Here is a 13,271-nt window from a genome sequence, read left to right as displayed (position 1 = left end):
AAAAAAGGGCCGGATAACCGGCCCTTTTCATTCAACTACTTATGCGAGGTAGAGTGCGCGCAGCGTCTGCGGCACCGCATCATCCGCATTCGATCCAATCACTTCCAGCGCCGGCAGCGTATCTTTCAGCCGCTGATGAGCGTTCTGCATGATACAGCCCTTGCCCGCCATGCTCAGCATCTCCACATCGTTCATGCCGTCGCCGAAGGCGATACAGCTTTGCAGCGAATGACCCAGCTGCTTCGCCACGGCTTCCAGCGCATGCCCCTTCGACACGCCGCCCGCCATGACCTCCAGACAGGTGGGCAATGAGAAGCTGACGTTAACGCGATCACCCCAGCGCGCTTCAATGGCCTGCTCCATCGGGATCAGATGTTCAGGGTTTTCGCAGGTGAAGAAGACTTTGCTGATGTTATCGGTTGGCAGCAGACCTGGCTCATAGACCTGATAATTGAACACCGACTCGCGGAAGTAATCCTGTTCCGCCGGACTTGAGCGGCTGACAAACCACTCATCATCCCGGTAGACGTGAGTCAGGATTTCGTTGTGATGATATTGCAGGCCAAACAGATCGCTGGCGATGTCGGCATCCAGATTGTGACTGAAGACCAGTTCGCCCGCCGCGTTGTGAACGCGCGCGCCGTTTGAAGTGATCATATAAGCCGGAATCGCCAGGCTGTCGCGCATCTGTCCGACATCGATATGATGGCGGCCGGTCGCGAAAACGAAGTGGATATCTCTGGCGACCAGCTGCTGCAGCGTTTCGCGTGCAAATGGGGTCAGGCGATGTTCGGGAGAAAGCAGCGTGCCATCCAGGTCGGATGCAACGATGTGGTACATGAAAACCTCGGGTATCGGAGTCTGCCGGCTTTCGCCGGTCGGATAAATAACGTCAGTGATGCGCTGAAAAGAAGTCGACCACTGCATTGAGCGCTTCGGCACGCATCGCGTCTTTTTCAAACAGGATCTCATGACGCGCGCCGTTGATCACCCGCGGCGTGTTGCCCTCACACGGATGACCCGCCGCAGCCATCGCGGCACAAAACAGGTCCTGCGAACGGTTATCGACCACCCGATCCTCGCTGGCCTGTAACAGCAGCAGCGGCGTGGTGATCTTATCCACCTGGCTGATGATGTTGCGACCGGCATGGATGCCTTCGCGCACCCAGTGATAGGTCGGCCCGCCAACGCGAATCGCCGGATCATCAGCATAAAAGCGCAGGTTACGCCGGTAACGCTCAGCACTGTGCGTCAGCCGGTTGATGCCAAACGGATGCGCGCGCCAGCGTCCGGTGCCGAGCGCATAGCCATCGCGCACCGCCGGTCGTTTCTCCGCCCAGTCGAGTATCCGGTGGGTCAGGAAAGCAGGCAACGGCAGCGCAATACCAAACATCGGGGCCACCAGGGCAACCGCATGAAAAGCCTGCGGCTGCCGCGCCAGAAACAGCGTTAATATTGCGCCCCCCATCGAGTGAGCCAGCGCATAACGCTGCTGATAGTGACCGCTGACGATCTCTTTCAGATAGAGGGTTTCGAGATCGTCGACATAGTGGGTAAATTCCACCACGTGGCCGCGGTGTGAGTCCTCCAGCAGACGATCGGAGCGCCCCTGGCCGCGATGATCGAGGATCACCACATCGAAGCCACAGTGAAACAGATCGTAGGCCAGCTCGGGGTATTTGATGTAACTCTCGATGCGGCCGGGCACAATCAGGATGACACGCGTGTGTTTCGGTGACGTGAACCGGACGTAACGCAATGTCAGATTGCCGACGCCGGTAAACTCACGCTCTTCACGGCTGTGCCAGAAGTCGAGCAGCGGACCGGTTGCAAAGGCAGCAAAGGCTTTTTCGCGTCGCAGCCAGCTGGCTTTGTGTGGATTCATTCGCCCTCCTGATGACCGGATAAAGAGTCCCTGTTGCCGTACGCAGGCCGTAGCGCCGCGCTTATTTCTGGCGTATTGTGTCACACTTCCGCCCCTAAAGAGAGCGCAACCCATGACCATCGAATGGTGGCTGACCTATCTGCTCACCACCACAATTCTCAGCCTGTCGCCCGGCTCCGGCGCGATTAACACCATGAGTACCGGCATCAGCCACGGCTATCGCGGCACGGTGGCCTCCATCTCCGGCCTGCAGGTCGGGCTGGCGCTGCATATCGTGCTGGTAGGCATCGGGCTGGGGGCGCTGTTTTCCCAGTCGCTGCTCGCCTTTGAGATTCTGAAATGGGCCGGTGCGGCCTATCTGGTCTGGCTGGGTATTCAGCAGTGGCGCTCAGCGGGCGGTATCGACCTGGACGCGGTCGCTAAAGCGATGCCGCGCCGTCGCCTGTTCAAACGTGCCGTGCTGGTGAACCTGACCAACCCCAAAAGCATCGTCTTTCTGGCGGCGCTCTTCCCGCAATTTATTCAGCCGCATCAGCCACTCTTTATGCAGTATCTGGTGCTGGGCGTGACGACCGTAGTGGTCGATATCATCGTGATGATTGGCTACGCCACGCTGGCGACCCGCATTGCGGGCTGGATTAAAGGGCCAAAACAGATGAAGCTCATGAACCGTATTTTCGGCGGACTGTTTATGGCGGTCGGCGCCCTGCTGGCCAGCGCCAGGAAGATCGCCTGATCCTGACGCGCCGGCCCGCCAGGGCTGGCGCGATCGCTTCTCTCTCATCACACCGCCGGCACGGCACGCAGCACGATGATGCCCGGCACTGACCGCATATATTCCCTGAACGGCGCATCGACAACCCGGCGGTTTTCAGCCCGCGAGGAGGCGTTCCTGAACCACAACCGGCCATCGTGCCGGACGGCAATCCCCACATGTGAGACATCCAGCCCCGCCGCGGGCGTATAAACCCCGACATAATCGCCATTCTGAATCTGGTCAAGCAGCCGGGGCGTAAGGGCGCGGGCCGGAATGTAAGTGATCGGACGCGGCATCACGCCCAGACCCGGCACTTTTTCTGTTCCGCTGGCCTGACGATTGAGTGGTTTCATCACCGTCACCGCCGCCGGGCTCAGTGTGCGGGTGACGTCATCGGCAATCGGCGGGCTGTCAGCAGCCCAGTCAGAAAAAAAGTGGCGCCGTTTCAGGTAGCTGACCTCGCCATCCCGATAACGGGTGCGGATAAGGCTGGCTTCAAAGCTGGGGCGATCGTGGCTTTGGCTCAGCGCCTGCACATAATCCAGCAGCGTAAAGCAGTCTACCCCGTAGAGGTTGATCACCAGCGCTTCGGGCGTCGCAGGCGAGCCGATCAGCGTATGGGCCTGATAAGGTGTCCCGAGAAAAGCCGCAGAGATCCGGCTAATCCTGTCACCCTGCGGCAGGCCGGGCGCAGGAAGCTGCGCCAGCATCGACGTCACCTTATCCGTCCGGATCGACTGCGATGCCGGATAACGGGTCGCCGCCGGTGACGCGCAGGCGCTGATGCCCGCACTCATTAACAGCAGCAGCAGCGCTTTCATTCTCATCATCCTGTTCCTGCAAAAATATGCCCGGTTACCGACCTTACCAGAGGTGATGCCTCGGTAGATTAACACCGGGTGACGATTGAGTGACGGTTAAGGTAACGGGATAAACGGTGAAGCAGAGTGTGATCGCTGTCACATGAGGAAGAGACGATGGGAGGTGAGAGCCATGCCGGACGCGCCTCGTGCACGCCGGCATCCGCGATGCTTAGCGGGAGATAATCAGATGGATGCCGAAACCGGCAAAGAGTACCCCTGCCATACCATCCACCCATTTTGCCAGGCGCTGATATTTCGCACGCATCCACGGCAGGGCAAAGATTGCCGCCACCAGCGCAAACCAGGCAAAAGTTTCCGCGATGATCAGCAGGAACAGACCCCAGCGCTCCGTCGCGCCGACATCATCCCCGACAAACAGCGAGAAGACGCTGCCGAAGTAGATAATCGCTTTGGGATTTGAGAGATTCGTCAGCAGCCCTTTGAGGAAGCTCATGCCGCGTTTTGGCAGCTCGACCACCGGCTCATCCTGCTGCGGCTGTTTATGGCGCTGACGTGCCGAGCCCATCAGCTGCCAGCCCATCCACAGCAGATAGAGTCCGCCACCGACCATGATGATCTGATGCAGCCAGGCCATTTTCTCCAGAATCAGATGCAGCCCCATCAGCGCCACCCCCGCCCAGACAACGATACCGAGCGTAATGCCCAGCACGCCCATCATCGCCTCTTTGCGTGAGCGGCTGGCAGCCGTCTGTGAGACGAAAAAGAAATCCGGGCCGGGGCTCATCAGCGCCACCAGGTGTACCAGCGCCACAGTGGCAAATAACATCAGCATAATCAGTGTCCTTTACTCTTCATCGAGATGCTCTTTGATCATCACCAGGAAAGGTTTGCCAAAGCGCTCCAGTTTGCGGTGACCCACGCCATTGACGCTGAGCATCTCTGACGCGCTGACCGGCATCTGTTCTGCCATTTCAATCAGTGTGGCGTCATTGAACACCACGTAAGGCGGAATATTCTCTTCATCGGCGATCGCTTTTCGCAGCTTACGCAGCTTGGCAAAGAGCTTGCGATCGTAGTTGCCACCGTGAAACTTCGCCGGACTGCTGCTCTTCGTCTTCGCGGTAATCAGGCGTGGCACCGCCAGCATCAGGGGGACTTCACCGCGCAGCACCGGGCGGGCGGCTTCGGTCAGCTGCAGCGCCGAATGCATGGCAATGTTCTGCGTGACCAGCCCCAGATGGATCAACTGACGCAACACGCTGACCCAGTGCTCGTGACTCTGATCTTTGCCGAGTCCATAGACCGGCAGTTTGTCATGGCCCTGTTCCCGGATACGCTGATTGTTGGAGCCGCGCAGCACCTCCACGATATAGCCCATGCCGAAACGCTGTCCCACGCGGTAGATGCCGGAGAGCGCCTTCTGCGCCTCGACCAGACCATCATACCGTTTAGGCGGATCGAGACAGATATCGCAGTTATCGCACGGCTGCTGGCGCCCCTCACCAAAGTAGTTGAGCAGCACGAGGCGGCGGCAGGTCTGCGCCTCCGCAAACGCGCCCATGGCGTTGAGCTTATGGCGTTCAATATCCTGCAGCGGCCCCGGCACTTTCTCTTCCAGACACTTACGCAGCCAGGCCATATCTGCCGGGTCGTAAAGCATCATCGCCTCGGCGGGCAGGCCATCACGGCCGGCACGGCCGGTTTCCTGGTAATAGGATTCGATGTTGCGCGGGATATCAAAGTGAACCACAAACCGGACGTTGGGCTTGTTGATGCCCATCCCAAAGGCCACCGTCGCCACCACGATTTGCAGATCGTCACGCTGAAACGCTTCCTGCACTCTGGCGCGCTGTTCGCTGTCGATACCGGCATGATAGGCCCCGACGCTCAGCCCCCGGCTCTGCAGGCGCGCGGCGGTGTCTTCCACCTTCGCCCGGCTGTTGCAGTAGATAATGCCGCACTTGCCGCGCTGATCCTGAACGTAGCGCAGCAGCTGATCGGTGGGCTTAAATTTTTCCACCAGGGTGTAGCGGATATTGGGACGGTCGAAGCTGCTGATCTGGATCAGCGGGTCCTGCATGTGCAGCAGGTTAACGATGTCGTTACGGGTGGTTTCATCGGCGGTCGCGGTCAGCGCCATCACCGGCACCTCCGGGAAGCGTTCACGCAACCGGCCCAGCGCGCCATATTCCGGACGGAAATCGTGCCCCCACTGCGAGATACAGTGCGCCTCATCCACCGCCAGCATCACGGGCTGCCAGTGTGCCAGATTGTCGAGGAAGTTATCCATCATCAGGCGTTCAGGGGCGATATAGAGCAGCTTCACCCGACCGGTGCGGCAGTCAGCCATCACCGTCTGCTGCTGTTCGCGCGTCATGGTGGAGTTGAGACACGCCGCGGCTACGCCGTTTGCCAGCAGCTGATCGACCTGATCTTTCATCAGTGAGATCAGCGGCGAGACTACCAGCGTCAGGCCTTCGCGCACCAGCGCCGGGATCTGATAGCAGAGCGATTTACCGCCGCCGGTGGGCATGACCACCAGACAATCGCGCCCGCTCAGCGCCTGATTGATGATCGTCTGCTGACCGGGACGAAACTGCTGGTAGCCGAAGGTATCCTGCAATACCTGCTGCGCCAGCGCTTCCTGATTGAGAACTGCCGAGGTTGCCACGCGATTCCTGTCGTACGTTAGGGATTAGAACAAGTCGTTGAGCGTTACACCCACACCCAGACGCGTCTGGCGATGGTTGTAATCGATCAGTGATTCACCGTAGCCGCTGAACACCTGCGTATAGAAGCGGACATGCTCACTGATTGGGTAGCTCCAGGCCATCGTCGCACCGCCATAACCGCTGTTCCAGTTATAGTTGCCTTCAACGCTGAAGATACTGTCGCCCAGCTTATAGCCCAGCCGGGTGCGGTAATAACCCATATATTTGGTGATATCGGGGTTGTCGTCATTATTTGCCCCGTCCGGGATGCGATACCAGGGTTTGATCTCCGCCAGGAAGTTCCCGTTCTCCGCCATCAGCCGCGCATAAACGCGGTTCCAGCTGCGCGAAGTGGGATCGCTGCGTCCGTTAGACTCATGATTCAGACCCAGTTCGACATCCCGCAGTGTCCAGCCACCCAGCGAATAATCCGTGGCCCAGCCAAGGAAAATCTGCGGCTCATAATTGGTCTCACGGAAGGGCGAGGATTCACCGCGATTCGACAGCTGCCACCAGGAGCGCTGGGTGTAAGAGGCGGCCAGCACCGAGTTATCACCCAGAATACCGCGCCACAGCGGAAACGCCAGGCTGAGCTGGAATTTCACTTCATCTTTGCGGGCATTTTCTCCCCAGTTATAGGAGGAGATCGCCTCTTTATTCAGGTCGCTGGTGTAGGTGTAGAGCAGATAGTTGTTCTCGTAAGGATAGAGAACAAACGGATTATCATGCTTCTCCAGCAGGTTAGCAATGATGCTGCCCTGAACCTGTGGCGCGTCATGAACCTCTTTGATCTGAGCTTCATCTGCCTGCGCCAGCGCAGGAATTATCAACATTGCCGCCAGCAAGGCGCGATGCTTACGCATAAAATTCTCCGGTGAGCGCTGCGTATCAAAACAACTGAAAGGGTGTCGTAAAAAGCAGGCCATTCTACACGCAAATGGCAGTGAGCAAGAGTGCTGATTTCTTAAACTGGAAACCCCCTCGCAGGCGGCATAGAATACACAACTCATTCAGATTGCGCGCCCCTCTGGCCCGATTTTTTCAGGACACATCATCATGTCATCACCCGTGCTGACACCGCAGGACGCTCGCCAGCTGGTCGGCGAAATTTTCGTTTATCACATGCCCTTCAATCAGGCGCTGGGTCTGGAACTGATGCGCCTGGAGGCGGACTACGCCGAAATCAGCTTTGCCAACAAAACCATGCTGGTGGGCAACCAGGCACAACAGATCCTGCATGGCGGGGTGATCGCGTCGGTTCTGGATGTGGCGGCTGGTATGGTCTGCGTCAGTAACGCGCTGACCCGTCAGGAGAGCATCAGCGAAGCCGAGCTTCGCCAGCGTCTCTCCCGCATGGGCACCATCGATATGCGCGTTGACTATCTGCGCCCCGGACGCGGCGAGCGCTTTACTGCCACCAGCAGCCTGCTGCGTGCCGGTAACAAAGTCGCCGTGGCGCGCGTCGAGCTGCACAACCAACAGGGCGACTATATCGCCACGGCAACCGCCACCTATCTTATCGGCTAAGCACGCCATCTGGATCTCATATGGATACGCAACAAACCCGCCAGGGCGTGGGTTTCGCCCTGGGGGCTTACTTTATCTGGGGCATCGCGCCGGCTTACTTCAAACTGGTGAAGCAGGTTCCGGCCACGGAAATCATGACGCACCGGGTTATCTGGTCTGCGCTGTTTATGCTGCTGCTGATTACGCTGAGCCGCAGCTGGCCCGTCGTACGCAGCGTGTTATCTCAGCCAGCAAAAGTGCTGATGCTGGCGCTGACCGCGCTGACCATTGGCGGCAACTGGCTGCTGTTTATCTGGGCGGTGAATAATCAGCATATGCTGGAAGCCAGCCTGGGTTACTTTATTAATCCGCTGATTAATGTGGTGTTCGGCATGCTGTTTCTGCGCGAGCGTTTCCGCCGTCTCCAGTGGCTGGCGGTGCTGCTGGCCACCCTCGGCGTGCTGGTGCAGCTGTGGCAGTTCGGTTCGCTGCCGGTGATTGCGCTGGGGCTGGCGCTGAGCTTCGCCCTGTATGGTCTGGTGCGTAAAAAGATTCAGGTCGATGCTCAGAGCGGCATGCTGATTGAGACCCTGTGGCTATTCCCCCTGGCGGCCATCTATCTGTTCGGCTTTGCCGACAGCCCCACCAGCCATCTCTCCGCTAACCCGCTGAGCCTCAACCTCAGGCTGGTCGCGGCAGGGATTATCACCACCATTCCGCTGATGCTGTTTGCGGCGGCCTGCAGCCGGCTGCGTCTCTCCACGGTTGGCTTCTTTCAGTATCTCGGCCCGACCCTGATGTTTATCCTGGCGGTCGTTTTCTACGGGGAAACCATCACGCCAGACAAGATGGTCACCTTTGGCTTCATCTGGCTGGCGCTGCTGGTGTTTGTCTGTGATGCGGTGGCGTTTTCATTCCGCACCCGTGCGCGCGTAGCGTGAAATAAAGCGCGCCATCGCCGGACCGGTCAGCAGGATGGTGAACAGACGCAGCGTCTGTAACGCCATCACAAAAGCCATGTTGACCTGGGTGCCCGCGGCAATAATCGCCACCGTGTCCAGCCCGCCCGGACTGGTGGCGAGATAGGCGGTCATCAGATCGATATCCAGCATCTGCGTCAGCATCCACGCCAGCCCGCCACATAACAGCATCAGCCCGAAGATGGAGGCGAGCATCTGCGGCAGCGTGCGCAGCGCCAGCAGGAAAATCGGACGGGTGAACCGGAGCCCGACACTCCAGCCGATCAGCGCGTAGGCCAGAGCCAGCAGCCACTCCGGCACCTGGAGTACCGCAACACCGCTGCCGTTCAGTGCTGCCCCCGCCAGCGCGGGCAGCAACAGCGCCCCCGACGGGATGCGCAGCCGGGTGCCCAGCCACGCGCCCGCCAGCATCACTGCCAGCGTGATGACAAAGCCGCGATTCAGGGCGGGAAACCAGAGCAGCGAGACGCTGTGTGCCTCGTCCCCCAGACCGATACGTGCCACCAGCGCCGCCGCCGAGGCGACAAACAGCACCCGCAGATACTGCATGAACGCCACCAGACGCACGTCGGCCCCAAAGTCGCCCGCCATCGCCACCATGGCGGATGCGCCACCCGGTGACGATCCCCAGGCACCGGTCGGGCCAGGCAGCTGACTGAAGCGCACCAGCAGAAAGCCCGATACGCCGCTGGCCGCCAGGGTCAGCAGCAGCACCGCCAGCACCACCGGCCACTCCTGAATCAGCGGCGTCAGAATCGACAGCGACAGGCTCTGTGCAATCATGCAGCCCAGTACCGCCTGCGCCAGCAGGAACAACCGCCTGTCGATGCGCAGCGTTGCGCCTGATAACCCCATCACCACGCCGACCACCATCGGGCCCAGCAGCAGCGCCGCGGGCACCTGAAAGTGGTGCAGCAGCGTCCCCAGCAGGACCGACACCAGCAGCAGCAGCGCCCACTGCGCGCGTAAGGATAAAGCGTCCATAAAAGTTAATTATTTGTAAAAACAAGGGGGACAGAGTACGCAGAAATGGCGACCGGAGCCAGCAGAACGGGCCATCTACGATGGCCCGGAACGTTTTACAGCCAGTTTTTACGTTTGAAGTAGAGATAAGGTGCCAGGCCCGCCAGGATCATCAGGCCAATCGCCGCCGGATAGCCAAAGCTCCACTTCAGCTCCGGCATAAACTCGAAGTTCATCCCGTAGCTGGAGGCCACCAGCGTCGGCGGCAGGAAGACAACGGAGACCACCGAGAAGATCTTGATGATGCGGTTCTGCTCAATGTTGATAAAGCCCATCGCGGCCTGCATCAGGAAGTTGACCTTCTGGAACAGCGATTCGTTGTGCGGCAGCAGCGACTCGATATCGCGCAGGATTTCACGCGCCTGCTCCAGCTGGTTGCCCGGCAGACGCGCTTTGCGCACCAGGAAGTTCAGGGCGCGCTGGGTATCCATCAGGCAGAGACGCACTTTCCAGCCGATATCTTCCAGCTCTGCCAGGCGTGACAGCGCCTGATCGTACTCTTCGCCCTGCTGACCTTCCATAATCACCCGGCTGAGTTTCTCCAGCGCGCTGTAGATGTTTTCGATCTCATCCGCCAGCTGTTCGATTTTGGTCTCGAACAGGTCGAGCAGCAGCTCAAACGCGTTACCGTCGATCAGGGTCTGGTTTCGGGCGCGCATGCGGTAGAGACGGAAAGCGGGCAGTTCGCGTTCGCGCAGGGTATAGAGGCGGCCTTCACGGATGGTGAACGCCACGGTGGAGTTACCGGCGTGGTCGTCCGCATCTTCATAAAAGAAGAAGGAGTGGATGTGCAGACCATCTTCATCTTCGAAGAAGCGCGCCGACGCCTCGATATCTTCCAGCTCAGGTCGGGTTGCCAGGCTCTGGCCCAGCTCACACTGCACCCGGTCACGCTCGCCCTCTTCCGGCTCGATCAGATCGACCCAGACGGAGGTGGTCAGCTTGTCGTTTTCGTCTTCCAGCTCCAGTCGCGTCAGGCGGCTGTGGTCCAGTTTAAATGCGCTCAGCATAGCAATACTCCCCATTGCAGACTAAATGGGACAAGGCAATCCGCCGTTCCTCAACACAGAACGGGCGGCCTGAACACGGAAACAGAGTTTCAAAGGTAAATCAGTGCTGACTCGTGCGACGGGATCAAAAAGGGAGGTCGCTGATAACCGCTAAGGCTACCCGCGTAAAGAGGTAGCCTTAGATGTTATGCCTGGTATCCAGGTCATTGAGCCAGCATCGACTGGGCGTGTCCAAGGCGTTGTCCTCTCATGATAATAGTGGGCGCATGTTACGCTGAGACGAAAAAGCCGTCAACCGCACGCTAAAGCGTTTCCAGCTTCGCGTAAGCCGCCACCAGCCACTTGATTCCCTGCCCCTGAAACGCCACCTGCAGGCGGCTGTGCTCGCCGCTGCCTTCCAGGTTAATGATGGTGCCTTCACCAAATTTGGCATGATGAACACGCTGGCCCAGCGAGAATCCGCTGTCATTTTTGGTCACCGGTGCCCCCATCCGCTGATGGCTGACCGGACGACTGACGCTGGCGCGCAGCCGCACTTCTTCAATGCACGTTTCGGGCAGCTCACCGATAAAACGGGAAGGACGGTGATACACTTCCTTACCATAGAGTCGGCGGGTTTCGGCGTAGGTCAGCGTCAGCTTGAGCATCGCACGGGTGACGCCGACATAAGCGAGACGACGCTCCTCTTCCAGCCGGCCCCCTTCATCCAGCGACATCTGGCTCGGGAACATCCCCTCTTCCATGCCGACGATGAAGACCTGGCTGAACTCCAGCCCTTTTGCCGAGTGCAGCGTCATCAGCTGAACCGCATCCTGCCATTTGTCCGCCTGACCTTCGCCCGCTTCCAGCGCCGCATGAGATAAAAACGCCTGCAGCGGCATCAGATCTTCATCTTCGTCCTGATAGCTGAACTGGCGGGTTGCCGTCACCAGCTCCTCAAGGTTTTCGATTCGCGCCTGACCCTTCTCGCCTTTCTCCTGCTCATACATCAGCCACAGACCGGAATCTTTGATCACCCGATCGGTCTGCACATGAAGCGGTAATTCGGCGGTTTCGGTCGCCAGGGAATCGACCAGCTCACAGAAGCGTTGCAGCGCCGAGGCGGCCCGGCCAGCCAGCGCACGGGTTTGCAGCAGTTCGCGCGTCGCCTGCCACAGTGTCATCTGACGTTCGCGGGCAGTCTGACGCACCACGTCGAGCGTCCGATCGCCCACGCCGCGCGTCGGGGTATTGACCACACGCTCAAACGCCGCGTCGTCATTGCGGTTCGCGATCAGACGCAGATAGGAGAGCGCATCTTTGATCTCCTGACGTTCAAAGAAGCGCATGCCGCCATAAATCCGGTAGGGCATGCTGCTCTGCAGCAGTGCCTCTTCCAGCACGCGCGACTGGGCGTTGCTGCGGTAGAGAATGGCGCAGTCATTGAGCGCCCCGCCGTTCTCCATCCAGACCTTGATGCGGTTAACCACGAAGCGCGCTTCATCCAGCTCATTGAAGGCGCAGTAGATAGAGATCGGTTCCCCATCGCTGCCGTCGGTCCAGAGCTCTTTACCCAGCCGGCCATTGTTATTGGCGATCAGGGCGTTGGCGGCTTTCAGGATGTTATTGGTTGAGCGATAGTTCTGCTCCAGACGGATGGTTTCCGCGCCGGGGAAATCCTGCAGGAAGCGCTGAATATTTTCGACCTGCGCGCCGCGCCAGCCGTAGATCGACTGGTCATCGTCACCCACGATGATCACCCGGCCGCTGTCACCCGCCAGCATCCGAATCCAGGCATACTGAATGTTGTTGGTATCCTGGAACTCATCCACCAGCACGTTGGTGAAGCGTTCGCGGTAGTGATTCAGAATGTGCGGCTTGTTGAGCCATAACTCATGCGCGCGCAGCAGCAGCTCGGCAAAGTCCACCAGACCGGCGCGGTCGCACGCTTCCTGATAGGCCTGATAGATGCGCAGCCAGGTCTGCTCGATCGGATTGCCGTAGCTTTCGATATGCTTTGGCCGCAGGCCTTCATCTTTTTTGCCGTTGATGTACCACATGCCCTGACGCGCAGGCCACTGCTTCTCATCCAGGTTCATCGATTTAATCAGGCGCTTAAGCAGGCGCAGCTGATCTTCACTGTCGAGGATCTGAAAGTCCTGTGGCAGACCGGCATCAAGATGATGAGCACGCAGCAGGCGATGCGCCAGACCGTGGAAGGTCCCGATCCACATCCCGCCCTGGCTGGTGCCAATCAGCTGCTCAATACGGTGACGCATCTCCGCCGCCGCTTTGTTGGTAAAGGTCACCGCCATAATGGAATAGGGTGAACAGTTCTCTACCGACATCAGCCAGGCGATGCGATGCACCAGCACCCGCGTTTTGCCACTGCCCGCGCCTGCCAGCACCAGCAGGTTACTGCGCGGGGCCGCTACGGCCTCACGCTGATTGTCATTTAACCCATCGAGCAGTTCAGAAACGTCCATAAGCACCGGTTACCAAAGAGAAAACGCCGTCATCGCGCGCGATATTGCGCCTGCCATAGGCAAGGCGGGCGGCAAAGCTGAAAGCGGCAACGACTGGATAAATTTACAGC

At 59.1% G+C, this 13,271-nt stretch carries 13 protein-coding genes; 3 read left to right on the top strand and 10 right to left on the bottom strand.

Translation table 11 applies throughout. The annotated features are described in order from the left end of the window. Positions 1-39: 39 nt before the first annotated feature. Together yigL and pldB are read right to left on the bottom strand one after the other, a co-directional pair. The gene (yigL, locus tag HFD97_RS13280) at positions 40-840 is read right to left on the bottom strand and encodes a sugar/pyridoxal phosphate phosphatase YigL (RefSeq protein WP_009088476.1); all 801 of its coding nucleotides are present in this window, start codon (positions 838-840) and stop codon (positions 40-42) included. A 52-nt stretch (positions 841-892) separates the two neighbouring features. Beyond that, complete coding sequence (gene pldB / locus HFD97_RS13275) at positions 893-1,885, bottom strand: lysophospholipase L2 (RefSeq protein ID WP_009088474.1); 993 nt, start codon at positions 1,883-1,885, stop codon at positions 893-895. A 112-nt stretch (positions 1,886-1,997) separates the two neighbouring features. On the opposite strand from pldB, the gene rhtB reads away from it, so the two are divergent. Beyond that, the gene (gene rhtB, locus HFD97_RS13270) at positions 1,998-2,621 is read left to right on the top strand and encodes a homoserine/homoserine lactone efflux protein (RefSeq protein WP_003854387.1); all 624 of its coding nucleotides are present in this window, start codon (positions 1,998-2,000) and stop codon (positions 2,619-2,621) included. 47 nt (positions 2,622-2,668) lie between these two features. Here rhtB and HFD97_RS13265 read toward each other — a convergent pair whose 3' ends face one another. The 4 genes from HFD97_RS13265 to pldA all read right to left on the bottom strand — a co-directional run bounded on the left by HFD97_RS13265 (position 2,669) and on the right by pldA (position 7,040). After that, complete coding sequence (locus tag HFD97_RS13265; RefSeq protein ID WP_167432073.1) at positions 2,669-3,469, bottom strand: DUF1460 domain-containing protein; 801 nt, start codon at positions 3,467-3,469, stop codon at positions 2,669-2,671. A gap of 205 nt (positions 3,470-3,674) precedes the next feature. Beyond that, the gene (gene rhtC, locus HFD97_RS13260; protein WP_009088470.1) at positions 3,675-4,298 is read right to left on the bottom strand and encodes a threonine export protein RhtC; all 624 of its coding nucleotides are present in this window, start codon (positions 4,296-4,298) and stop codon (positions 3,675-3,677) included. Positions 4,299-4,310: 12 nt separating this feature from the next. Continuing rightward, complete coding sequence (gene recQ, locus HFD97_RS13255) at positions 4,311-6,137, bottom strand: ATP-dependent DNA helicase RecQ (protein ID WP_009088468.1); 1,827 nt, start codon at positions 6,135-6,137, stop codon at positions 4,311-4,313. A gap of 24 nt (positions 6,138-6,161) precedes the next feature. Next, positions 6,162-7,040 (bottom strand): phospholipase A, encoded by an 879-nt coding sequence (gene pldA / locus HFD97_RS13250; protein WP_009088467.1) that lies wholly within the window; start codon positions 7,038-7,040, stop codon positions 6,162-6,164. Positions 7,041-7,233: 193 nt separating this feature from the next. Between pldA and HFD97_RS13245 the strand changes: the two genes are divergently transcribed. Then, positions 7,234-7,704, top strand: a complete 471-nt coding sequence (locus HFD97_RS13245; protein ID WP_009088464.1) for a thioesterase family protein — start codon at positions 7,234-7,236, stop codon at positions 7,702-7,704. A gap of 20 nt (positions 7,705-7,724) precedes the next feature. Beyond that, positions 7,725-8,624, top strand: a complete 900-nt coding sequence (gene rarD / locus HFD97_RS13240; protein WP_167429402.1) for an EamA family transporter RarD — start codon at positions 7,725-7,727, stop codon at positions 8,622-8,624. On the opposite strand, the gene HFD97_RS13235 is transcribed toward rarD, so the two are convergent. From HFD97_RS13235 to uvrD, 4 genes are all read right to left on the bottom strand, one after another. Continuing rightward, the gene (locus HFD97_RS13235) at positions 8,595-9,647 is read right to left on the bottom strand and encodes an AbrB family transcriptional regulator (RefSeq protein WP_111208478.1); all 1,053 of its coding nucleotides are present in this window, start codon (positions 9,645-9,647) and stop codon (positions 8,595-8,597) included. The genes rarD and HFD97_RS13235 overlap by 30 nt on opposite strands. A 95-nt stretch (positions 9,648-9,742) precedes the next feature. Beyond that, positions 9,743-10,696 (bottom strand): magnesium/cobalt transporter CorA, encoded by a 954-nt coding sequence (gene corA / locus HFD97_RS13230; protein ID WP_009088458.1) that lies wholly within the window; start codon positions 10,694-10,696, stop codon positions 9,743-9,745. A 178-nt stretch (positions 10,697-10,874) separates the two neighbouring features. Then, a complete protein-coding gene (gene ysgD / locus HFD97_RS22490) occupies positions 10,875-10,931 on the bottom strand; it encodes a YsgD/CorL family protein (RefSeq protein WP_350769477.1) in 57 nt (18 codons plus the stop codon). Between the two features lie 67 nt (positions 10,932-10,998). Further along, a complete protein-coding gene (gene uvrD / locus HFD97_RS13225) occupies positions 10,999-13,161 on the bottom strand; it encodes a DNA helicase II (protein WP_009088456.1) in 2,163 nt (720 codons plus the stop codon). Positions 13,162-13,271: the final 110 nt, after the last annotated feature.

This window comes from Pantoea sp. EKM103V, from assembly GCF_011800365.1.
Lineage (GTDB): Bacteria > Pseudomonadota > Gammaproteobacteria > Enterobacterales > Enterobacteriaceae > Pantoea > Pantoea anthophila.
This window is presented reverse-complemented; position numbering and strand designations above follow the sequence as displayed.

Coding starts and splice junctions, on each gene's coding strand:
- HFD97_RS13235 (WP_111208478.1), bottom strand. CDS start 9,647: ATGGACGCTTTATCCTTACGCGCGCAGTGGGCGCTGCTGCTGCTGGTG.
- pldB (WP_009088474.1), bottom strand. CDS start 1,885: ATGAATCCACACAAAGCCAGCTGGCTGCGACGCGAAAAAGCCTTTGCT.
- rarD (WP_167429402.1), top strand. CDS start 7,725: ATGGATACGCAACAAACCCGCCAGGGCGTGGGTTTCGCCCTGGGGGCT.
- HFD97_RS13245 (WP_009088464.1), top strand. CDS start 7,234: ATGTCATCACCCGTGCTGACACCGCAGGACGCTCGCCAGCTGGTCGGC.
- corA (WP_009088458.1), bottom strand. CDS start 10,696: ATGCTGAGCGCATTTAAACTGGACCACAGCCGCCTGACGCGACTGGAG.
- rhtC (WP_009088470.1), bottom strand. CDS start 4,298: ATGCTGATGTTATTTGCCACTGTGGCGCTGGTACACCTGGTGGCGCTG.
- pldA (WP_009088467.1), bottom strand. CDS start 7,040: ATGCGTAAGCATCGCGCCTTGCTGGCGGCAATGTTGATAATTCCTGCG.
- HFD97_RS13265 (WP_167432073.1), bottom strand. CDS start 3,469: ATGAGAATGAAAGCGCTGCTGCTGCTGTTAATGAGTGCGGGCATCAGC.
- yigL (WP_009088476.1), bottom strand. CDS start 840: ATGTACCACATCGTTGCATCCGACCTGGATGGCACGCTGCTTTCTCCC.
- uvrD (WP_009088456.1), bottom strand. CDS start 13,161: ATGGACGTTTCTGAACTGCTCGATGGGTTAAATGACAATCAGCGTGAG.
- rhtB (WP_003854387.1), top strand. CDS start 1,998: ATGACCATCGAATGGTGGCTGACCTATCTGCTCACCACCACAATTCTC.